The organism is Muribaculum intestinale (assembly GCF_002201515.1).
Taxonomy (GTDB): domain Bacteria; phylum Bacteroidota; class Bacteroidia; order Bacteroidales; family Muribaculaceae; genus Muribaculum; species Muribaculum intestinale.
The window spans coordinates 582,667-605,089 of record NZ_CP021421.1 but is presented as its reverse complement, the minus strand read 5'-3'; the positions used below and the strand labels follow the sequence as shown (position 1 = coordinate 605,089).

The 22,423-nt window shown below is 52.0% G+C and carries 15 protein-coding genes; 6 read left to right on the top strand and 9 right to left on the bottom strand.

The window, feature by feature from the left end:
• Positions 1-37: 37 nt before the first annotated feature.
• A complete protein-coding gene (locus tag ADH68_RS02640) occupies positions 38-1,690 on the bottom strand; it encodes a diphosphate--fructose-6-phosphate 1-phosphotransferase (protein WP_068959923.1) in 1,653 nt (550 codons plus the stop codon).
• Positions 1,691-1,839: 149 nt separating this feature from the next.
• Here ADH68_RS02640 and ADH68_RS02635 point away from each other — a divergent pair, with 149 nt between their 5' ends.
• Positions 1,840-2,292: a DUF695 domain-containing protein gene (locus ADH68_RS02635; protein ID WP_068959924.1), complete on the top strand. Its 453-nt coding sequence runs from the start codon at positions 1,840-1,842 to the stop codon at positions 2,290-2,292.
• Positions 2,293-2,402: 110 nt separating this feature from the next.
• On the opposite strand, the gene ADH68_RS02630 is transcribed toward ADH68_RS02635, so the two are convergent.
• From ADH68_RS02630 to ADH68_RS02610, 5 genes are all read right to left on the bottom strand, one after another.
• A complete protein-coding gene (locus tag ADH68_RS02630; RefSeq protein WP_068959925.1) occupies positions 2,403-3,764 on the bottom strand; it encodes a BT_3987 domain-containing protein in 1,362 nt (453 codons plus the stop codon).
• Between the two features lie 87 nt (positions 3,765-3,851).
• Positions 3,852-5,051: a BT_3987 domain-containing protein gene (locus ADH68_RS02625; protein ID WP_068959926.1), complete on the bottom strand. Its 1,200-nt coding sequence runs from the start codon at positions 5,049-5,051 to the stop codon at positions 3,852-3,854.
• 25 nt (positions 5,052-5,076) lie between these two features.
• Entirely contained in the window at positions 5,077-6,093 is a 1,017-nt protein-coding gene (locus ADH68_RS02620) for a glycoside hydrolase family 18 (RefSeq protein ID WP_068959927.1), read from the bottom strand.
• Between the two features lie 175 nt (positions 6,094-6,268).
• Entirely contained in the window at positions 6,269-7,837 is a 1,569-nt protein-coding gene (locus tag ADH68_RS02615; protein WP_068961965.1) for a SusD/RagB family nutrient-binding outer membrane lipoprotein, read from the bottom strand.
• A gap of 29 nt (positions 7,838-7,866) precedes the next feature.
• On the bottom strand, positions 7,867-10,917 hold the full coding sequence (locus ADH68_RS02610; protein ID WP_232321430.1) for a SusC/RagA family TonB-linked outer membrane protein: 3,051 nt from the start codon (positions 10,915-10,917) through the stop codon (positions 7,867-7,869).
• Positions 10,918-11,761: 844 nt separating this feature from the next.
• On the opposite strand from ADH68_RS02610, the gene panC reads away from it, so the two are divergent.
• The 4 genes from panC to ADH68_RS02590 all read left to right on the top strand — a co-directional run bounded on the left by panC (position 11,762) and on the right by ADH68_RS02590 (position 15,347).
• A complete protein-coding gene (gene panC / locus ADH68_RS02605) occupies positions 11,762-12,610 on the top strand; it encodes a pantoate--beta-alanine ligase (RefSeq protein ID WP_068961967.1) in 849 nt (282 codons plus the stop codon).
• A 5-nt stretch (positions 12,611-12,615) separates the two neighbouring features.
• Positions 12,616-12,966, top strand: coding sequence for an aspartate 1-decarboxylase (gene panD, locus ADH68_RS02600; protein WP_068961968.1), 351 nt, complete (start codon positions 12,616-12,618; stop codon positions 12,964-12,966).
• 61 nt (positions 12,967-13,027) lie between these two features.
• Complete coding sequence (gene ffh / locus ADH68_RS02595; RefSeq protein ID WP_068959928.1) at positions 13,028-14,383, top strand: signal recognition particle protein; 1,356 nt, start codon at positions 13,028-13,030, stop codon at positions 14,381-14,383.
• Between the two features lie 40 nt (positions 14,384-14,423).
• Entirely contained in the window at positions 14,424-15,347 is a 924-nt protein-coding gene (locus ADH68_RS02590) for an endonuclease/exonuclease/phosphatase family protein (RefSeq protein ID WP_068959929.1), read from the top strand.
• 12 nt (positions 15,348-15,359) lie between these two features.
• On the opposite strand, the gene ADH68_RS02585 is transcribed toward ADH68_RS02590, so the two are convergent.
• From ADH68_RS02585 to ADH68_RS02575, 3 genes are all read right to left on the bottom strand, one after another.
• Positions 15,360-17,081, bottom strand: coding sequence for a RagB/SusD family nutrient uptake outer membrane protein (locus ADH68_RS02585; protein ID WP_068959930.1), 1,722 nt, complete (start codon positions 17,079-17,081; stop codon positions 15,360-15,362).
• A gap of 15 nt (positions 17,082-17,096) precedes the next feature.
• The gene (locus ADH68_RS02580) at positions 17,097-20,249 is read right to left on the bottom strand and encodes a SusC/RagA family TonB-linked outer membrane protein (protein ID WP_068959931.1); all 3,153 of its coding nucleotides are present in this window, start codon (positions 20,247-20,249) and stop codon (positions 17,097-17,099) included.
• Positions 20,250-20,393: 144 nt separating this feature from the next.
• Positions 20,394-21,251, bottom strand: coding sequence for a Cbp1 family collagen-binding glycoprotein adhesin (locus ADH68_RS02575; protein WP_068959932.1), 858 nt, complete (start codon positions 21,249-21,251; stop codon positions 20,394-20,396).
• A gap of 187 nt (positions 21,252-21,438) precedes the next feature.
• Between ADH68_RS02575 and ADH68_RS02570 the strand changes: the two genes are divergently transcribed.
• Entirely contained in the window at positions 21,439-22,212 is a 774-nt protein-coding gene (locus ADH68_RS02570) for an IS5 family transposase (RefSeq protein ID WP_068959933.1), read from the top strand.
• Positions 22,213-22,423 lie beyond the last annotated feature (211 nt).

The window sequence follows — 22,423 nt, the reverse complement described above, 5'->3', positions numbered from 1 at the left end:
TGTGTGCTCCGCGGAGCCATACCTTTTATCGCATAAGTTATTTTGCGGCGTGCTCGTACTTTAGAGTCATAGAGCACTGGTCGCATACTTCAGCGGGGCCGAAGTACTGGATGGGGCCGGGGTATACGAATTCGGTGTTGATGGCCCAGCTGTCGCGCTGCTCTGCAAACTTGGTGAATGCAGCTCCGTCGAGAGTTACGAGAGCCTTCTGGATAACGGGCTTCATTGCACCGTGGCGGCGCTCCATGTTCATCATCATGGTGATAGGTATACCACCTGCAATCCACTGTACGGAAGGCTTGGTGAGGTTGCGCACGCTCGACATATATCCGGTGACACCGGCACGGATGAGGCATGAAGCGTTGAATCCGAGAGCGTAGCAGTAGTCGGCGTCGAAGTTGGAGGGGTCGGCGCAGCGGCCTTCGTATCCGAAGAAGTGGAACTGTGCGGCAAACTTGCCTACGTAGCGTCCTTCGCTCTTCATCTGGTCGAGGCGGCGAGCCACCATGTGTCCGAGGAGCTTTTCGGTCTCGATGAGCGATACCTGTACGTTGCCGTGGGGGTCGCGGTCGAGGCAGAGCTGGTTGGCCACGCCGTCGGGGAGTGATGTGAAGATGCCGGCGTTCTCGGCAGAGAGACGGTCGGCAACCCAGCTGAGACGGTTGTTGGGCTCGATTGTGGCAAACTCGGCTGCGTTGGCTGCGAGAAGGTCGTTGAGCTCGGCGATGAGCACCTTCATTGCGGGGATAAACTCGATAAGGCCTTCGGGGATGAGGACAGTACCGTAGTTGTTTCCGTTGGCGGCGCGGGCGGCCACGATGTCGGCTATAGAGTTGACAATATCGTTGAGGGTCTGCTTCTTGGCTTCAACCTCTTCGGAGATGATACATACGTTGGGCTGGCACTGGAGGGCGCATTCGAGGGCGATGTGGCTTGCGCTGCGGCCCATGAGCTTGATGAAGTGCCAGTATTTCTTGGCGGAGTTGCAGTCGCGCTGGATGTTGCCGATAACCTCGCTGTAGACCTTGGTAGCGGTGTCGAAACCGAAAGAAGTCTCGATGACTTCGTTCTTGAGGTCGCCGTCGATGGTCTTGGGACAGCCGATTACCTGCACGCCGGCGTTGATCTGCTTGTAGTACTCGGCGAGCACACATGCGTTGGTGTTGGAGTCGTCGCCGCCGATGATGACGAGGGCCTTGATGTCGAGCTGCTTGAGGATTTCAAGACCTTTGTCGAACTGAGCCTTTGTCTCGAGCTTAGTACGGCCTGAACCGATGATGTCGAAACCGCCGGTGTTGCGGAACTGGTCGATGATTTCGGATGTGAGCTCTACATATTTGTGGTCAACAAATCCGCCGGGTCCCATGAGGAAGCCATAGAGGCGGCTGTCGCGGTTGATTTTCTTGATTCCGTCGAAGAGTCCGGAGATTACGTTGTGTCCGCCGGGAGCCTGTCCGCCCGAGAGGATTACACCTACGTTGATTGGTGTCGAGCCTTTAGCGGGGTTGGGGTCTTTCTCAAACTGGATTTCGGGGAGACCGTAGGTGTTTGGGAACAGAGCCTTGATGTCGTCCTGATCGGCTACTGAGTGGGTAGGCTTGCCCTCTACAGCCTTTACGGCGCCGGTGAGCACCACGGGAAGTTTGGGCTGGTAGGCCGCACGGGCCTTCTGAAGTGCACTCTTCTTCATCGGTATATCTATTAATGTTTGAAATATATATTCTTATACTATCCCTGTGAGGGGTAAATGAAAGTTTCGGCAAATTTCGCAAATTTTGGCGGGATATTCAATAAGGCTGAGCAACAATTTACTTAAATTTGCAATTAAAATCAATTATTATGATTCGGAAAATAGGCAATGAATGGTGGACAGCACCTACAGAGAGCGATGAGAACGGACGTACAGTGATAGTGACCGGGCGCCGTGGCGTAGAGGCCGCGATGGAGAGCGGCAAGTACCGCATACGAGTGGAGATTACGTGGCGCTATCAGGGCGATTCGACCGGCATGCCCGACAAGCCGACCTCGATGCTTATGGAGGCTGTGCAGGAGGCTCTGACGAAGGTGTTTGACCGCGACCCGGTTGCAATACTTACGGGAGTGTATACGGGCGACGACCGCCGCGACTGGGTGTTCTATGTTACGTCGACCCATATTTTCGAGCGGAAAATCAATGAGGCTCTGGCTCCGTTTGACCTGCTTCCAATCACCATCTATACTGAGAATGATCCGGACTGGGCCGAGTACCGCGAGATGCGCGAGGCTACGGAGCTTACGGCGACTGATGAATAAGCCTCAACAGAAATAAAAAAACTCACGCAGGAATCAGCCTGCGTGAGTTTTTTATTGTATACGGACGTTGTGTCCGGAGTGGTCATAGAATTTGGTATTCTATGCGGGAATTACTTGTTGTAGAATTTGATGCCTGAATAGTAGGCCTGGTCGTAGTATGAATATGTGCCACCGGTCCAGCGTATGTAGCGGAAGTTGGCAGGCTTTGAGAAGCTGATATAGTAAGTCGGATTGCCATAAATACGTACATCTCCCCATTTGGTCCAAGCATTGCCATCGATACTGGTCTCTACATTCAGCAGGTCGGACAGGCCGTAATACCATGCATAGAAGGATACAGCAATGATATGTACATTCTTGACCGAGCCGAGGTCTACCACAACTTTGCTTCCTGGTTCAGCAAAGAGATAGGTGTCGTTGTTGTCAGGGTCAGCAAGGAGGTTTGCAGCGAAGTCTGTATTGTCACCGTCCAATGTTCCAGTCCAAGAACTCTCATATGCTATCTGTGTGTAGCCCGAAGGCAGCATTGCTGTTTTTGAGAGCGACAGGGGAAGGTTGCTGATAGTGATATATGATACATCGGAGGTCAGTTCTGCGCCTAAGCCAGAAGTTAAGGAGAACTTAACGGGAATTATATATTCGGAGCCGTTGGCAATATCGGTGTAGTCACCAACATTGATGGTGATGGCACCCTTTGACGAGCCTGCGGGGATTACGATGTCGCTATTTGCCAACGATGCCTGAATAGGCTTGTAGGAAGAGGCATTCGCCTGATTATAAGCATCGATAAGGCTGTTGTCGATTACTGCCTTTACAGTGATGGGATCATCAGCATTCCAGTCAGCGTTGAGTATGTCGGAAATAGTGATGGTAGAGTATTCGTTCTGCCATCCATCTTCTTCGGGATCTACTGTCATGGCAGTTTCATGTTTAGCAGTTACCTTATTGGCCTTGTATGTCGAAGAGAAGGTAAGGAATATACGGCTGCTCTTCGAGATGGTCTGGCCGTCGGCGTCGCTTATGACAATCGGGAGCATGAGGTCGGAGGCCTCGGTCTGGAATCCCTTTTTATCGCCGAAAGTGACGGTGATTACCTCGGGCGATACGTACTGTCCTGCGGGAATTGTGAGCACGGGGTTGACAATCGAGGCACCTTCGAGGAATGTGTATTCGGTGTTGTTGGCCTGGTTGTATTCGTCGACAAGAGAAGGATCAATGCCTACTTTAACAGAGAGGTCGCGTGGCGCGGGCTTTGTAAGGCGCACGGGCTTAAGTGCCAGAGGATCGTTGATGTCGATAAGGAATTCACCGTTGGCCTTGTATTCCAGTCGGGCGAATGTGGAATTGGGCTGATATAGATAGCAGTAGTTGATGTCGTAGGGGTCTACTGTATCGTCGTCGTCGCAAGATGTAAGGGGAGCTATTGTAGCCACCACCGCACATACGGCGATATAATGCCAGAATTTTTTCATTGCGTTATGTGTGAATTTTTGAGGTTAACCGACTTATCGCAGATGGTGAAATCTGCGATAAGCCGATATCTGATTGGTGTCAGGGGATTATTCGAATGTATATTCGGTCCAGCCGTAGGCCTGGTTGTTGCCTCCGTTGTCGGCCGAGCCGATGGTCACGTTGTGACCGTTGCCGGTGACGTCGTTGAGCACAGAGCCTTCACCTTCGTTCATGGGGAGGTAGAATACGAGGTTGGGGTCGGTATACTTAACCTCTTTCTTCATGAACTTGGCAATCTGGGCGGCAGAGCGTGTGGTGCGCCACAGACGTACCTGTGCAATCTCGATGTAGTCGCGGAAGTACTGAGAGCCGGAACCGCACATTGTCAGGCCGGTGATTTCAAACTTCTTATCGGCACCTCCGTTATTGCGGTTAACCTCGACGCCGTTGACGTAGAGGATAACCTCACCTGTAGCGCCGTCGAATGTATGGGCGAAGTGAATCCATTCGCCCCATTTGAGCGGCTTCTCGTTGGGGTTGCCTGAGTCGTAGTTGGCATCGATACCCATAGTCTTAATCTGGAGGAAGTTGTAGAGATTGCGACCATTGGCGTCGGCATATACGATATCCCCGAAACGAACGTAGAGTTCGTGGTTGGCCTGGAATGCGAAGAGAGCCTGGTTATTGACAGAGAAACCACCGTTGCCATATCGGTTTTCAACTCGTGCCCACCACTCGAGGGTGAGGTTGGAGAGTGTTTCAGTGCCGTCCCAGTCCATTGTCATGGCGTTGTCGTAGAAGAATTTTGGAGCTTTCTGAGTAAGGGTCTTGCCGAGGGTGATTACAAATGTACCTGAACCCTGCGACACCTGCAGGCCTTCTGCGCCGGTAAGGCGGAGGGGAGCAGCGTAGTCTACACCGGCTTCTCCGGCAAATGAAGTAATCTCTACCTCAACCTCAGCCATTGACGAGCCGGCGGGTATGATAACTTCGGCGGGGAAGGAGACATGCTCGGTGGGGATAACGGCATACTCAGTGTCGTTGCGCTTGTTGAAGGCTTCGAGCACGGCGGGATCGAGGGCGAGCTGTACCTTTGTGTCGGTGGTGGCTTTCTGTGCCATGCGCACATTGATGTTGGCTTTCGATTTTTCACCGACTTTGCCTACTACTACTTCCGAAGCAGGTGAGGTGGCAGCCTCGGAAATGTAGACCATGTTGTCGATTACATCGTTCTTGGCGTCGTCGCAAGCAGTGAAAGCTACAGCTGCGATTCCGAGCGCGAGAACTTTTGATGCTATATTTTTCATCTATGTATTCCTTTGGGTTGATTTGTTAGTTATTGATGGGAGGATTCTGAGTAGCGATACCCTTGCGTACGTAGGGGTAGTCGGGTGTGCCGGGATAGTCATACTCGATGTGGTATGCGCCCTGTCCGGCGTGTTCGAGGCCTCCGCTGTAGTTCCATGTAGACTGTACGGGGAAGAGGTTTTTGTCGGCGGCGCGTTCGAATGTGGCTGTTACAATCGACTTCTTCAGCACTTTCTCAAAGAGGTCGGGCTTGTAGGATTTGACTGAGTTGAAGAACTGGTCGAGTCCGGCGTGGCCGAGTTCGTATGTCTGCCAGCAGATGTAGTCGACACTTTCCACTACGTCATCGTCAAGATAGTCGTAGTAGTGGAGCCATCCCACACCTCCGGGAATGTCGATAACGAGCATGCGTCCCGACTCGTCGAAGCGCTTGCGGAGCTGGCGGAGGAACTCGTTCTGTACCTTGCGTGTCTCTGTACCGCCCATAATGAGAGTACCTGTAGACTCGATGTCCATATCGAAACCGTCGATGTTGTACTTGTCGCAGGTGTCGGCGATAGCGTCGGCATACTTGCGTGCAGCCTCAATCATAGAGGGAACGTCGCCATTGGTGAATCCCCAGAATTCCTCGGCAGCTTCAATAGGAGGCACACCGCTGTAGCCGGGGGTGATGTTCTCGCCGATGTTTGTGGCGAGCCAGCAGAGCACAGCCTTTGAACCGCGGGCCTGGAAAGCCTTGAGGTCGGCCTGCTGAGCCTCGTTGAGGTTGCCCCAGCAGAGCCAGAGGCTTACGAAGTCGGTTGAGTCGGGAAGACCGATGAGGGAGTTGGATTTGGCAGCAGCGGTCCATGAACCGAACCATCCGAACATCACCTTGTGGGGTGATTCGAAGTAATCCTTGAGATTGGTGTAGTAGCTTTCTGTAGGCGGGGTGTAGAAGTCCTCGGCCTCAGGCTCGGTCCAGTCGTCGCAGGAGGTGATTACGGCGGGTCCGGCAATCAGAGCTGCTGCGGCAAATAATATTGATTTAAGTCCTTTCATTGTTGTAGATGATAATTTGAGATAAATTATTAGAGGAGAGTCAAGTCAGGGGCGGGCCTCCGGCGGGGCTTGTGTCGCACGACACAAGAGGGGTGGTGTCTATGTATGTGGGCCGGCGGCCCACATACATATTTATATAGTCATTATATAGTCACCTCTCTACCGGTGATTTAAATCAGTTTTTCTTAGCCCACCAGAGATCGGTAGCGCTGTTGTCGGGGCCATCGAGCATCAGCTGAGCGGCTTTTACATTGGCCTCGTTGGTGTTGAATTCTGACTGCGGGAAGGGGAGTCGGCGCATACCGCGAGCGGATGTCACACCGACGGATGAGAGGTTGTTGACAACCGGGAACCACTTCGGGAAGCCAGTGCGGCGGAAGTCGGCCCAGGATTCCCATCCGTTGGGGAAGTTGCCGAGCCACTTCTGCACGATGATACGCTCGAGGTTGGTATCGAATGAGGCAGATTCGTCGTACTTGGGGCAGATGGTGCTGACAGCGGCTGCACTGTACGAGCTGTTGTCGAGAGCCACGTATGCGGCGGGTACGGCTGTGCTTTCGAGGTAGTTGCCGATTTCGGCGCCACGCTCTTTCATTGACACTCTTACGCCTTCTTCATAGAGTTCCTTGGCAGTGCCGCCCATGTTCCAGCCGCGGAGAGCACCCTCGGCGCGAGAGAACCATGATTCGCTTGCTGAGATTGAGAGGAGCTTGCTCTGTGCTGTAACTTTGGGATAGGAGTAGTTGGTAGTCTCTGATTTCAGGATGTTGTAGTGGAATACACCGCTGCGTGCGCCCACAATCTCGCCTGATGATGAGCCCGGAGCGGGGTCGGCGTAGAGGGGGAGACGGGGGTCGCTGTAGCCGTTCATGTAGGAGGTGAGGTCGGCGCTTACACGGCCTTCGTTCCAGAGAACGTTGACTTTGTGGAAGGAGTTTCCACCGGGGATGAATGTAGACCATGCGGCCTCAGAGGGATCGGAGATTACGCCTGCAGGGTCGTTGACAGCCTCTTCGGCCTTGCGCTGGGCGAGCTGCGGCTCAACGTTGACAAGACGCATGGCCATGCGGAGCTTGAGTGTGTTGGCGAATTTCACCCACTTGTTCATGTCGCCCTGGTAGATGTAGTCGACTTCTTGCAGGAGCGATGATACGGCACCGCCTCCGGCAGCCTCCTTGAGGCCTGCGATAGCGAGGTCGAGCTGCTCGAACATGGCGTTGTAGAGAGTAGGCATGTCGTCGTAGGCTACGGCGAAGTCAGAGCCTGTGCCAATCTTTGAGAACGGAATGGGACCGTAGCAGTCGCTTACGCGGAGCGAGCCGAACACACGGATAAGGTTGGCCCAGTGGTAGGCGAGACCTTCGGTGCCGGAGATGTTTCGGATCATGAAGAAGGGTGTGTAGATCTTCGGCATGTTGGTGTCGAAGGTGTTGCCCGACCATACTACAGAGGGGTTGTAGGTGGCGTAGTACATGTCGGAACCCCACATGTTGGCTGCTGAAGTCATGCGACCATATTCGCAACCGATCATCTGGTCGATCATCTGGTAGTCGTTCTCCTGGCCTAATGCCACAACCGGGATAATTGATGAGATGAGGGTTGCTGTCGATGCGAAGTCACCTTCCATCTCTTCGGGGGTCGGAGCCTTCGGGTCGGTGTTGAAGTCCTCGAACTTGTCGGTACAACCCACTGCGCCCAGAAGGATTGAGCCGCCCACCATCAGGCTTGCTATATTTTTATACATATTGGTATTCATAATAGTTGTGAAGTGGATCAGAATGTAAGTTTAACATTGAAGCCATAAGTGCGCATGCTGGGCTGCTGGAAGTAGTCTACACCCTGATAGAAATTGTTGGTGGTCGACGAGGTGCTTTCGGGGTCGAAAGGAGCCTTGCAGTAGATCATCCAGAGGTTCTTGCCGGTGAGCGAGAGTGTGAGGTCGGCGATGTTCTTGAGCATAGCGCGGGGGAAGGTGTAAGAGAGTGTGAGGTCGGCGAGACGTACGTTGGTAGCGTCGTAGATGTAGTATGTGCCGGGAGCCTGCGAGATTGTCTCGTAGTAGTTCTGAGCATCTACTATACCGTTGCCGGGAACAGGCACACCACCTGCGAGACGAGCGTCGGCAGAAACCTGCGATACACCGTAGCGGTCGATAACGGCCTGGGTGTCGGACACGACATTACCACCGAAGCGGCCGGTCACAGCCCAGCTGAGCACGAGGTCCTTGTAGCCGAGTGTACCGGTCCAACCCATGTTGAACTTGGGCAGGAGCGAGCCTACCTTGAAGTAGTCGACAGTCTCAAGCTGTACCTTGCCTGTCTGAGGATCGGTCCATACGTATCCGTTGGGCGACTGGCGCAGACGGAGGTTGCTGTAGAGGTCGCCCATAGTACCGCCTTCGTAGAGACGTACGGCAGGGCCGCCACCCATACCGAGACATCCTGATGCGGTGAAGTACTGCATCTCGATGGGGCGTCCGGTTTCGGGGTCGATAGCTCCGTTGGCGAGTGAGATAACCTTGTTGCGGTTGAGTGAGTAGGTGACACCTGTGGTGAATCTCCAGTCGCCCCACTGGTTGTTGTAGTTGAGGGCGGCCTCGATACCGCGGTTGCGGATGTTACCTGTCTGGATAAGGTTGGTCTTGTAGCCGGATGAACCGGAAGCGGGGATTTCGAATGTCTGGTTGAAAGTGTTGGCGTTGTAGTATGTGAACTCGAGGCCGATAGTGTTGTTGAGGAACTTGGCGCTCAGACCGATTTCATACGACTTGGTGTTCTCGGGCTTGAGGTTGGGGTTGTAGTGCTTCGAGGGCCATTCGTACTGGTTGGTCTGGTCGTTGTATTCATACTGCATGCGAGTGAGGTAGCGCGAGGGTGAAGAAGCCACTTCGGCCCAAGAGCCGCGAACCTTAAGGAATGATATAGCCTGTGGAAGGATGTCGCGGAGAGTCTCGCTGATAAGCCATGAACCGCCTACCGAGGGGTAGAAGTAGCTCATCTTGTCGGTGAATGCGAGCATCGAGGCCCAGTCGTTACGGCCGGTAACGGTGAGGTAGTACTGGCTGTCCCATCCGATTTCGGCTGATCCGAATACTGACTGTACCTGGTCGTGCCATTCGCTTTCGCCGCGCTTCATCTGTGTGGTGGAGATGTTGCCGTAGGCGAAGAAGTTGGGGATGGTGGCGAGGCCGCCTTCGTAGTGTTCCGACTCTTCGAGCATGTCGTTGAGCGAAGCACCTACCTGAATGTTGACGTTGAGTCGGTTGTCGAAGAAGTTCTTGTTCATCGACGCCATCACGTCGGCGTAGGTCGAGCGGTTCATAGTGCGAGTCTTGCCGTACATACCCTTGTCGGAGCCGGCGAGCACCATGATTGTCGATGCGTTGTATTTTTCTTCATATACAGTGTTGGCGTTGTCGGTACGTACACGACCCATGATGTAGAGCCAGGGGAGGATGTCGTACTTGAGCGATGCGTTGAACATGTAGCGCTGCTTGCGGGCTTCGCGGAGCATACGCTTCTGGGTCCAGTAGGGGTTCTGCATGGTGAATGCGGTGCTGTACTTCTGTTCCCAGTACTGTGTCATGATGTTGCGCGAGGGGTCGAAGCGCTCGAACATGCGCACGTCGTCGAAGTTCTCGCCGCGTGGGAAGAGGTAGAGGGAAGCCAGGGGGTTGAAGTATTCGCCTGAACCTACGAAGTTCTTGTTGTTCTGGATGATGTAGCTGGCACCGAGGTCGAGAGTCAGCTTATCGTTGTAGAACTTGGAGGTGTTGCGGATAGAGAAGTTGTAGCGGTTGTAGTCGGACTCGGGCATGATACCGGGAGCGTTGGTCACGGCGGCAGATGCGTAGGTCTGATTCTTGTCGGTACCCAGTGTGAGGGTAAGTGCGTTGATTTCGGTAGCTCCTGTCTGGAAGAAGTCCATGGGATCGTAGGAAGTAGGCGTTTCGAGACGCTTGCCCCATGATGTGAACTCACCTTCGTTGTTTCCGTAGATGTTCTGGAACTTGGGAGTCATCCATGCAGTGTGGAACTGTGTGGTGTTGCTGTAGGTAAGTTTGGCGCGGCCTTCAGAACCTTTCTTGGTAGTTATAAGAATCACACCGCTTGCGGCAGCCGAACCGTAGAGAGCGGCAGCCGAGGGGCCTGAGAGTACCGACATAGACTCGATGTCGTCGGGGTTGATGTCGGCAACCGAGCTTGAACCGGGCTGCTTGGCCATAGTACCGCCTTTTTCGTCGCCTGTGTTTACATCAAACATAGGTATACCGTCGATTACATACAGGGCGTTGTCGTTGCCTGTGAGCGACTTTGTACCACGCATAACGACACGTGCGGCGGCACCTGCACCGGCTGAACCGGAGCTGATGTTGACACCTGCCACCTTGCCGGCAAGCGAGTTGATGAAGTTGGCGTCCTTGTTGGAGGTGAGAGCGTCGCCGTTGACAGTCTGCACATTGTAGCTGAGCGCCTTCTGAGCGCGTTTGATACCGAGTGCGGTCACTACCACTTCGTCGAGAGCTGTAGCTTCGGTCTCCATGACGAGGTTTACCTTGCCGTTGGCGGGAACTGTGAGTTCTACCGGGCGATAGCCGATGTAAGAGAACTTCAGTACATCGCCTTGCTTGGCATTGACACTGAATTCACCGTCGATGTTGGTCTGTGTGCCTAAGGATGTGCCTTTGACAAGGACCGTAACACCAATCAGGGGTTCGCCACTCGTGTCTGTTACAATACCCTCGACTTGGGATGTCTGTGCCATCACGCTCATCACAGGGAAGAGTAAAAGCATCAATAACAAGCTTGTTATTTTTGACTTCATAATGATTGATTGGTTGGTTTGGTTAATAGAAGGATATATTTGTCTGTTAGTTTTTATGGATAGGAGAGGAAGGAGGGGATGGGAAGAGTGCTGTCCGGTGTATGCCGGGGGATTCCAGGCAACGTCAGACCATAGAGATTTTGATTCCTTAATATATTAAGGAGATGGTGTCGGTGTTTATATCGGATGTCTGATTGTCAGTAGTAGTTTTTTTGTTTTGGGGTTAATGTGGATAATTATTTGTAAGAAAAGCGTGCCGCTTGGTTAAGTATGGGCATGTTTTAGTTACAGATTTATAGCTCAATTTTATTTCGGTTAAGTCAGGTATTAGAGGAGAATATTAAATATTTGTGCAAATGTAGTCAAAAAGGGAGAAAATGCTAAGCATGATTAATTAAAACTTGTTAATACAAAGCGCTTGTTTGTAGTTATTAAATGTCGTTTTGTAATTTTTTGAAAAAACATATGAAATGTACGTGACAAGGCGTATCTTTCTGATTATTTTCAAATAAGCTATTGAAAACGCTGATATGCCCATAAATGTAATCAATACTGACGGTTGGTAGTTAGTATGAAAACAAATGTTAAATTTTAACCTTCATATTGTAAGCATAATCTGTGTATTTCTGTTAACATATGACATTGCCGGGCCTTTGCGGATATGGACGCGATGCGTGGTGTAAAATTCATAGTATGCCGTGTGTCATCAGACATTTAGTCTTCTAATGTTTGCGTGATAGCGGGGGATTGAGTAATTTTGCAGGCCGTCGGCCATACATTATATATAATATGTGTAGTAAATCGTATTCCGGCGGACAACAACGATAAAGATAACGACAAAGAAATGAAAACTGTACGTACAGCCAAAGAGCTGCGCGAAGCTGTCGGGGCTGTAAAGGCCGACGGACGTAGTGTGGGCTTTGTGCCTACAATGGGTGCGCTCCACGCCGGCCATGTGTCATTGATAGAGAGGGCCCGTGCCGACAATGATGTAGTGGTGGTGAGCGTGTTTGTCAACCCTACCCAGTTTAACAATCCTGACGACCTGCGCACATATCCGCGTACCGAGGAGGCCGACAGCGAGAAACTCCAGGCTGCCGGGGTCGATATAGCGTTTTTCCCGTCGGTCGAGGAGATTTATCCCGAGCCCGACACCAGGGTGTTTGAGCTTGGTCCGGTGGCTGAAGTGATGGAGGGCGCCATGCGTCCCGGTCATTTCAACGGTGTGGCCCAGGTGGTGAGTCGTCTTTTCCGTATGGTGCAGCCCGACCGCGCCTATTTCGGAGAGAAGGATTTCCAGCAGATATCGGTGATACGCCGCATGGTAGAAATCGAGGGCTTTGATATTGAGATTGTGGCCTGTCCGATAAAGCGCGAAGCCGACGGACTGGCTCTCAGTTCGCGCAATGTGCGCCTTACCCCCGGGCAACGTGCCGTAGCTCCGGCTATCCACCGTATTCTCGCCGAGAGCGTTGATGGAGCCTCCGGCCGCAGTGTGGACGAAGTGAAGCGCGCTGTCACCGACGCCATAAACGCTGTGGACGGGATGGAGGTAGAGTACTACGAGATTGTCAACCCCGCCGACATGCAGCCCATAGCCGAATGGAGTGAGGCCGAGGGTGGCGCCGTAGGCTGTGTTACTGTATATATGGGCGATGTGCGCCTTATTGATAACATCAAATATCCGGCATAATCATGATGCAGGTAGAAATGGTGAAATCGAAGATTCACCGTGTGACTGTCACAGAAAGCAACCTTGACTATATCGGTAGCATCACTATCGATCAGGATCTGATGGACGCCGCCAATATCCTTCCCGGCGAGCGTGTGTATATCGTCGACAACAATAATGGCGAGCGTTTTGATACATATACCATTGCCGGCAAGCGCGGTTCGGGCATGATATGCCTCAACGGCGCTGCTGCGCGCAAGGTGTTGCCGGGCGATGTGGTGATAATAATGAGTTACGCCACTATGCCCTACGACGAGGCGCGCACATTCAAGCCGGCCGTGATATTCCCCGATACGGCCACCAACCGTCTGGTGTAGGCTCCGGTATCGTACACTCCTCCGCTCCTCGATAATTAACTGATAACACTTACACGACCATATGTTTGAAAATCTAAGCGAACGGCTTGAACGCAGTTTCAAGCTACTCAAAGGCCAAGGTAAGATTACCGAAATCAACGTAGCCGAAACGCTCAAGGATGTGCGCCGCGCGCTTCTTGACGCCGACGTCAACTATAAAGTCGCCAAGCAGTTTACCGATACTGTCAAGGCAAAGGCTCTTGGCCAGAATGTGCTCAACGCCATTCAGCCGGGCCAGCTGATGGTAAAGATTGTACATGACGAGCTTGCCACCCTGATGGGCGGCGACACTGCCCAGGTCAATCTTTCGGGAAATCCTACCGTGATACTCATGTCGGGTCTGCAGGGCTCCGGAAAGACCACCATGAGCGGCAAACTTGCCAAAAAGCTCAAAAGCGAGAAGTCGCGCCGCCCGCTTCTTGTGGCCGGCGACGTATACCGTCCTGCGGCTATCGAGCAGCTTAAGGTGCTTGGCCAGCAGATAGATGTGCCTGTATATACCGAAGAAGGGAATAAGAATCCGGTGGAGATTGCCGAGAATGCTATCCGCTATGCCAAGACCAACCATTACGACCTTGTGATTGTCGATACCGCCGGACGTCTGGCTGTTGACGAGCAGATGATGCAGGAAATCGCTGCCATCAAGAAGGCAGTGAAGCCCAACGAGACTCTTTTCGTGGTCGACTCGATGACCGGTCAGGATGCTGTGAATACAGCACGTGAGTTCAACGAGCGTCTCGACTTCGACGGCGTAGTGCTCACGAAGCTCGACGGCGATACCCGCGGTGGTGCCGCTCTGTCGATACGCACTGTTGTTGACAAGCCTATCAAGTTTGTCGGCACCGGTGAGAAGCTCGACGCGCTCGACTACTTCCACCCGGCACGTATGGCCGACCGTATCCTCGGCATGGGCGATATCGTGTCGCTCGTGGAGAAGGCCCAGCAGCAGTTTGACGAGAAGCAGGCACGCGAACTACAGCGCAAGATTGCCAAGAACCAGTTTAACTTCAACGACTTCCTCGCCCAGATAGAGCAGATAAAGAAGATGGGCAACCTCAAGGACCTTGCCTCGATGATTCCCGGTGTGGGCAAGGCTATCAAGGATGTCGATATCGATGACAACGCTTTCAAGGGCATAGAGTCGATAATCAAGTCGATGACCGCCGCCGAGCGTGCCAATCCCGATATTATCAATGCGAGCCGCCGCCAGCGTATCGCCAAGGGGTCGGGCAACTCGCTACAGGATGTCAACCGTCTGCTCAAGCAGTTTGAGGAGACACGCAAGCTCATGCGTCAGGCCAATGCTATAAAGTCGAACCCGATGAAGATGATGAATGCCATGCGCGCCATGAAGAATATGCGCGGAGGCATGCGATAAACACATACTTACATATAAATAAAATAATAGTAAGAATACGATGTACCGTAGAATGTATCTTCTGATTCTTGCTATAGGTATCGCGACATTGTGTGTGGCACAGAGTGCCACATTCAATGTCGCTACTTATAATCTACGCCAGAAAAACGAAGAAGACAGCATAGCCGGAAACGGCTGGGAACAGCGTTGCCCGTATGTGGCTGGGCTGATACGATTTCATGACTTTGACATATTCGGCACCCAGGAGGGCTTTAAGACACAGCTCGACGACCTTAAGGGACTGTTGCCTGAGTATGAGTATACAGGAGTAGGCCGCGATGACGGCAAGGATAGCGGAGAGCATTCGGCCATCTTTTACCGCAAGGATATGTTTGAGGTGGTCGACAAGGGTGATTTCTGGCTTTCGGAGACTCCCGATACTCCCGGTCTCGGATGGGATGCGGCATGCTTCCGCATATGCTCGTGGGGGCGTTTCCGCCATAAGCCTTCGGGCAAGGAATTTCTGTTTTTCAACCTGCACATGGACCATGTCGGGGTAAAGGCGCGTATAGAGAGCGCAAAGCTCGTAAAGCAGAAAATTGACGAATTCGGTCCGGAACTGCCGGTGTTTCTAACGGGCGATTTCAATGTCGACCAAAGGAGCGACTCATACGCGGTGCTGGTGAGCGACGGAGTGTTTGCCGATGCGTTTCTGAGCGCCGAGTCAGTATTTGCGCCCAACGGCACCATCAACCATTACAATGTGAGCGGATTTACCGACCAGCGCATCGACCATGTGTTTGCGTCGCCGTCGGTAAGGGTGCTCAAATACGGAGTGCTCACCGACACCTATCGTACCGGAAGCCGTGAAAACGGCCTTATAGATACGGAGGGCACCGCTCCTACCGAAGTCGACATATATTCGTATACGGCGCGGATACCCTCCGATCATTTTCCTGTGCGTGTTACCGTAGCTCTGCCATAAGGGCAGACTGTGTTACCAGCCCGGGTTCTGGGTGAGGTTGCGGTTGCGGTCGAGTTCGACGAGCGGTATTGGCCACAGTTCGTGGCGTGGCTGGTAGGTGCGTGTATACATCAGGTCGCCGAATATGTCGGTGGCATCCTTTACCGATGCCTCCAGCATGCCCCAGCGGCGGAGGTCCCAGTAGCGCTGTCCTTCACCGGCGAGTTCGCATGCGCGCTCTTTGCGTATGCGTGCTGCAATCTCGTCGTGTGAGCCTGTCGGTATGTCGGGCATTGACACGCGTGCACGCACCTTGTTGACTTCAGCCACGGCCTTTTCGGGGAATCCCTGCTCGTTGTAGGCCTCGGCAAGCATGAGAAGCACATCGCCAAGTCGTATGAGCGGAAATTCATATGGAGTGCGGGTGTATTCTCCCCAGTATCCGTCGAGATTGCCTGTGGGAATCCATTTGCGCCAGAAGTAGGAATTCCACCCTTCGGAATTGCGGATAAATGCCTGTGCCTCCATGGGCGAGCCCCCTTTGGTAGGGTCGGCGAGCACAAACTGCTTGTCCATCGGGTTGGAGCCGGCGTCGGTGCCGAGATAGTGGGAATAGGGTGTTATTACGTTCCAGCACAGGCGCGGGTCGCGTTTGCGATAGGCGTCGAGCACTTTTACGGTGTCGCATTCGAGTGTGCTTGTGATTTCGGTGCTTGCGTCGTTGATGGCCACGCACATGTAGCGTCGGCGTGTCTGAGGGTCGGCATTGTTGAATCCGGGGAATACGTTGTCCCAGTCAAAGTCGGTTCCGTCGGGGTTTTCATACATGTCGACGAGAGTGACCGAGGGTACGATGCGGTTGGATGCGATAAGGCGCATTGTGGACTTGTTGCCGAAGTACGAAACGATATCGAGCGCGTAGCCCGCGACGTTGCCGTCGATTGACTGAATGGAGAATATCATTTCCGGACTGTGAAGGCCGTTGTACAGTCGGAACAGGCTTTCGTAGTCGGGGTGTAGGGAGTAGCCGTAGTTGTTGGTGCGGTTGTAGACAATCTCTTCGAAGTCAGCTGCCGCGAGGTCCCACTGGCTGTTGAATAGGTATACCTTCCCTCGAAGAGCGTATGCGGCTCCTTTGGTGGCTCGTCCGAGATCCTCGGCACCCCATGCCACGGGGAGTCGGTCGATGGCGTAGGTGAGGTCGTCGAGTATGTGTGTGCGCAGCTCGTCGGCCGATATGCGTGGATTGTCGAGCTTGTCAAACTGCTCGTTGATGTCGCATGTCTCGTCGTAATAAGGCACTCCTCCCCAGCATTGCAGCATGCGGAAATAGGCCATTGCGCGCAGGAATCGGGCTTCGCCGGTGACGCGCTCGATTGTCTCCTGACTGATCTGCATGGCGGATACGTTGCGTATTACAGTGTTGGCACGGTGGACAAGTTCGTAGAGGTACTGCCAGTGGTTCTGTACGCCGCTGCTGTTGGATGCGAACGAGTTGCCGCGCGCCACATCGGCCCATGGCGATGTGCCGTCGGCTATGTCGCTGCACATGTCGAAGGTAAACTCCATGCCGAAGCACCAAGGCTCTTTCATAGCTGAATACATGCCGACAGCGGCCTGGCGTGCGTGGGTCTCTGTTTTCCAGAATGTGTTGCCCGACATCTGGTCGGCCGGATTATAGTCGAGGCTCTCGCATGAGGCGAGGAGTGAGGCTGTGGCTATTGCCACGGTGTATGATATGTGTCGTAGTGTCATTGTATGTTGTGAATCTTAGAATGTCAGATTGATGCCGAGAGAATACTGGCGTACGGCGGGGTAGCCTACGTCGGCTCCTACTTCCGGGTCAAGACCCGGGAATTTTGTGATTGTAAACAGATTGTCGATGCTTGCGTAGATTTTCAGATTGGAGATGTATACTTTCTTTGTAATATTGCGTGGCACGGTGTAGCCGAGCTGGATATTCTTGCAGCGCAGGTATGCAGCGTTGTGTACAAAGGCGTCGCTGGCGATATTATTCTTGGCGTTGGAGTTGTTGCGTAGTATAGGATATTTTGAATTGTAGGGATTCTCCAGAGTCCATGCGTTGTCGGTTATGTCCTTTATAAGCGACTGTCCCATAACTGTCACGAAGCGGAATGCCTGGTTGTTGTAATATACCTGATGGTTGCCTACGCCCTGGAGCAGGAGGCTGAAATCAAAGTCTTTCCATGTGAGACCGAGGCTTGCGCCGTAGGTGAATGTCGGGAGGGTTCCTTTGCCTATCTCCACTCTGTCGTTGTTGTCGAGGGAGCCGTCGCCGTTGGTGTCGGCATAGAGGAAGTCGCCGAGTTCAGGACGCTGGAATGTGGCGAAATAGTCGGGATTGCGGTCGACAAGCGACTGCACATAGTCGAGATCGGCCTGGTCGCGCACGATGCGGTCGACTTTTATGACGTAGAGCTGGTTGATAGGGCGTCCCTCCTGGGTCTTGTATACACCGCTGATTGAGGGCACGTCGCCCTGGAATTTAGTGACCTTATTTCTTACGTATGCCATGTTGAATCCAACGGAGTAGCCTACGTTGCCTATTCGGTCGCTCCAGTTTATGTCAAACTCAAGTCCGCGGTTGTTTACTTCGCCGGCATTCTGGTTGGGTACGGTGCTTGTGCCATGCTCCAGGGGAGCCGGGAGTGAGATAAGTATCCCTTTGGTATTCTTGTCGTATATGTCGAATGAGCCGTTCAGACGGTTGTTGAACAATCCGAAGTCGATACCGAAGTTGGTCATGTAGGTTTTTTCCCATGAAAGATTCTGATTTGACAGGATAGACTGGGCGAAGCCACCTGTGATACTGCCGTTGAGGATGTAGTTGGCCGAGGCAAACAGCGACTGATACATGTAGTAGCTTGTGGTGGCGTTGTTGCCGAGCGAGCCGTAGGAAGCTCTCAGCTTCAGATTGTCGAGCCATGAGCGTGTCGCCTTCATGAATGATTCTTCAGAGATGCGCCATCCTGCCGATACCGAGGGGAAATATCCCCAGCGGTGTCCCGGTGCAAACTTTGATGAACCGTCGGCGCGCAGATTCGCTTCAAGCATGTATTTGTCGTCCCACGACAGGTTGATGCGGCCGAAGTATGAGCGCATGGCCCATTCGGTATAATTTCCGGAGATATTGCCGTTGGTTGTGCCGCCGTCTATTGCGGTCATTGAGTCGTCGATTAGGTCATATTTGAGGAATGACTCATTCTCGTATTTATTGTATTCCTGACTCGCTCCAAGAAGTATGGTTCCTTCGAACTTACCTTTTGTCAGTGTATAGTGGGCTGTAATCTCGGATGAACGGAATGTATTGGCGTAGTTGCGGCGGCGGATGTATGTGCGCACTACGCCTTCGCGTATCAGCACAGGCCCGTCGGCTGTAAAGCGATATAGATTGCGGTCGGTAAGATGGTGCTCCTCGCGGCGTGTCCAGTAATTATATGAGTAAGAGCCTTGTATCACAAGTCCTTTCAATGGCTGGATGCGGGCAAAAAGTTTTGCCACGGTGCGGCGTGTCTTTGTGGGGAATTCATCTTTATAGAACCACTGGCGCCTGTAGGGATTGAAGTTGCTCACATTCTCCTCTTCCGGATTCTGTATGCCTCCGTAGAGCCCGGTCGCCGGGTCGTAGAGAGTCATGCCGGGTACAGTGTTGAACGCTCCCGAGCCGAATATCACATCGCCTCCTTTGGTGGCGTTGTCGGCCGACGGATTGTTGGAGTCGATATATCCGAAGAGGTTGGTGCCTATTGTGAGCCACGGCTTTACGTTGACTTCCAGATTGGTGCGCAGCTGGTAGCGGGAGTAGTCGGTGTGGTATATCATGCCCGGATTGTCGACATATCCGAACGACATGTTGTAGCGTACGCGCTTGCTCCCTCCGGTGAGGGATACATTATGGTTCTGCACCACCGAGGGGTTGCGGTATATGTGGTCGTGCCAGTCGGTGTTGGGATATATGGTGGGATTGCGGCCGGCGTCGTTGCGCCATTCGTCGATTTTGCCTTGTGAGAAACGCGGTGCCTGTCCGTTGGCTATCAGACCGGCATTCTGAATCTCCATGAAATCGGCATAGTCGGTCACGAGGTTGAGGCGTTTGGCTACTGTCTCAAATGAAATGTTGCCGCTGTATGTCACACTTGGACGTGACTCCATGCCTTGTCGTGTGGTTATGAGTATTACGCCGTTGGCTGCTCTTGAGCCGTAGATAGCCGATGATGCGGCATCCTTGAGGATGGATATATTCTCGATATCCTGTGGATTTACATCGCTGATGGCTATGCCGGTCATTCCGTCGACCACCACGAGCGGTGCGGCGTCGTTAAGAGTGCCTTGTCCGCGCACGCGTATTGTCTGCGCCTCGTAGCCGGGAGTATTTCCTCCGGCATTTGTGACAGTAAGGCCTGAAGCCAGTCCGGCAAGTGCGTTGGTGGCGTTAGTGAGCGGCCGGTCGGCGAGTGTAGACGCGCTTATCGATGACACAGAGCCGGTAAGGTTGACTTTTCGCTGTGTCGCGTAGCCGACGACTACGACTTCGTCGAGTGTCGACTTTATCTCGTGCATTACCACAGTGTAGCGCGATGTGCCCTCTTTCAGGCGCATCTCGACCGGATTGAATCCTATGTATGACACTTCAATCTCCGATGGATATTTCACATCAGAGAGTGTGAACTGTCCAGACACATCGGTATCGGTGGCTCCTGTAGAAGCACCGCTTAGCTTTACAATCGCGCCGATTATAGGCTCGCCGGTAGCGTCGGTTACAGTGCCTCGTACGGTTGTCGACACCGTTTGTGCCGCCGATGCATTGATGCTGTCGGCAAGGTTTTCAGAGGCGTAAATGTGTGTTGTTCCTGTGAGGAGGCAGAATACAAATGAAAGACAGACAAATGTTATTCCTTTCATATAAACAGATTAGTGTGTGAGACTCAGCAAATATAGCAAGCATACCAATCCGTTCAAAAAATGTGTTAATGGAAGGCTTAAAAGTGATAATAAAAGTGAGAGAGTGCGAAAAATTCAGTATATCAATTACTGTGACAGCGACTATCAGTCAGTCTGAATCACGAGGTAATTGGTGTGTGACCAAAAATTTTCAGGGTCCTTGATAATAAGCATTTTTGTATTATCATTGTCGATTATCTCATATGAGTAATCGGGATGGTTGCTTAGCAGACGGGCTTTGTCTGACGTCATCTTCAGAGCGCCGAGCGAGCGTTTGTCTCCGGCAATGAATGCGCTGTTGTCGAAGTCGCGGGTAAGTCGGGTAGGCCTAAGGAATCCGCTTTCGATTATGTGCATATCTTTCAATGCGGATTTGCTTTCGACGATGTAGTAGCAGGTGTAGAGTTCTTCCTCAAACCGGGCGGCGTTCCGGCCTATTGAATCGCGCTGATTGTTTGCCTTGTCGATGCTGTGATTCAGCGAGTCAATAGTAGTATTAAGTTCTGCTATGGATGAATTGGCCTTCAATAACCTTGTATTCAGGGTTTTGATTTCTGATGCCTGGATGTCGAGCTGTTTGCGCATGATGTCGATTACATCCTGCAGGTCGTCGGTAAAAAGCCCGGACTGCTGCAGTTGCTCCTCAACTTCGGCGAGTCGCTGTCGGCGCTGGTTGAGCGAGCGCTTCAGGGCAGACATATCGTTGCGAAGCTGAGAATACTCTCTGACATCTGATTCGGCAGATACGGGTGTTACCGATATTATATTTTCCAGTCGTTTCATCTCTTCCATATCGACGGCAATCTCTTTTACAAGGGCGAACAGCATGTCGCGCTCCGAAACTGCCGTGGCAAGTTCCTGTCGGGATGCTTCCATAAGATCCTGTCGGCTTTCAGTCGGTTCTTTGGGAGCGCAGGCGGCAATTGCAGCCGATAATATGAGTATGGCGGTTATGTGTTTCATTAATGAAAATATACTGCTTACGTAACAACTTGTCTACAAAGATACGAAAAACTGTTATTTCTTTTCTCAATTTGTTGCACATTTGAAGAATGTAAATCTTAGAGATTGTCTAAAAATTAGTGCGAAATAATGTTATTAGGCATAACAAACCCTCAATCAGAGTGTTGAAAGAGAAAAGGCTAATATTATGCACGAAATCAATCTCTATCAGACACATCTGACCGAGGGTCAGTGGTCTTATATAAACAAAGAATTCCTTGAAAATGATAGACGCAAGAGAAAATATTCACTACAATCAGTTTTTGAAGCTATCCTCTACCTATTGGCCAGCGGTTGTCAATGGCGAAGGTTGCCTCACGACTATCCCGCGTGGAAAAGTGTCTATTATTACTACCATAAATGGAGACAAGAGGGTCGTGTCGAGCATTTCCTTGAGAAACTCGTCAGAAAGATACGTCGCAAACGCGGCCAGGCATCAAGTCCGAGTGTTGGCGCGATGGATGCCCAAAGTGTCAGATGGGGTAGCAGACAGGGAGATAACGGATATGACGGCAACAAAAAAGTCAAGGGTGTCAAAAGGAATATCATCACCGACCGCAATGGCTTCATCCTTGCGAGGAAAGTCTGTAACGCTGGTATTCACGATTCAAAAATGGCTCATGATCTATGCGGACTGGCGGATGATGTATGGGAAGACCTGCGCAAGGTATTGTCCGACCGAGGGTATCGGGGAGACGTGGACAAAGACATTGAAAAAGACTTCGGCATCGAGCTTGAGGTATCCAATACCCCCAATGGAGTTAAGGGATTCCTGCCAAAGCCGCTCAGATGGGTGGTTGAGAGGACTTTCGCATGGCTTGACTCTTGCCGCAGACTCGCCCGGAACTATGAGATACTGAATGAATCAGCGGAAGAAATGATTGATTTCGCTGCCATAAAATTTTTAATCAATAAAATTTAGACAATCTCTTAGAGATTGTCTAAAATTTATATTACTTTGCTTTTGAAAGTCTTGTCCGCGTCTTTTTGTTTATTCTTCGGTCATGTAGCTACGGCTACACTCCCTCATCACAAGCAAAAATCCATCAGACAATCCTTCTCAAAATCTGTATCATATAAATTTAGACAATCTCTTAGCATAATTTAAATTAAAACATACTTCAAGGATAAAA

Coding starts and splice junctions, on each gene's coding strand:
- ADH68_RS02640 (WP_068959923.1), bottom strand. CDS start 1,690: ATGAAGAAGAGTGCACTTCAGAAGGCCCGTGCGGCCTACCAGCCCAAA.
- ADH68_RS02635 (WP_068959924.1), top strand. CDS start 1,840: ATGATTCGGAAAATAGGCAATGAATGGTGGACAGCACCTACAGAGAGC.
- ADH68_RS02630 (WP_068959925.1), bottom strand. CDS start 3,764: ATGAAAAAATTCTGGCATTATATCGCCGTATGTGCGGTGGTGGCTACA.
- ADH68_RS02625 (WP_068959926.1), bottom strand. CDS start 5,051: ATGAAAAATATAGCATCAAAAGTTCTCGCGCTCGGAATCGCAGCTGTA.
- ADH68_RS02620 (WP_068959927.1), bottom strand. CDS start 6,093: ATGAAAGGACTTAAATCAATATTATTTGCCGCAGCAGCTCTGATTGCC.
- ADH68_RS02615 (WP_068961965.1), bottom strand. CDS start 7,837: ATGTATAAAAATATAGCAAGCCTGATGGTGGGCGGCTCAATCCTTCTG.
- ADH68_RS02610 (WP_232321430.1), bottom strand. CDS start 10,917: ATGAAGTCAAAAATAACAAGCTTGTTATTGATGCTTTTACTCTTCCCT.
- panC (WP_068961967.1), top strand. CDS start 11,762: ATGAAAACTGTACGTACAGCCAAAGAGCTGCGCGAAGCTGTCGGGGCT.
- panD (WP_068961968.1), top strand. CDS start 12,616: ATGCAGGTAGAAATGGTGAAATCGAAGATTCACCGTGTGACTGTCACA.
- ffh (WP_068959928.1), top strand. CDS start 13,028: ATGTTTGAAAATCTAAGCGAACGGCTTGAACGCAGTTTCAAGCTACTC.
- ADH68_RS02590 (WP_068959929.1), top strand. CDS start 14,424: ATGTACCGTAGAATGTATCTTCTGATTCTTGCTATAGGTATCGCGACA.
- ADH68_RS02585 (WP_068959930.1), bottom strand. CDS start 17,081: ATGACACTACGACACATATCATACACCGTGGCAATAGCCACAGCCTCA.
- ADH68_RS02580 (WP_068959931.1), bottom strand. CDS start 20,249: ATGAAAGGAATAACATTTGTCTGTCTTTCATTTGTATTCTGCCTCCTC.
- ADH68_RS02575 (WP_068959932.1), bottom strand. CDS start 21,251: ATGAAACACATAACCGCCATACTCATATTATCGGCTGCAATTGCCGCC.
- ADH68_RS02570 (WP_068959933.1), top strand. CDS start 21,439: ATGCACGAAATCAATCTCTATCAGACACATCTGACCGAGGGTCAGTGG.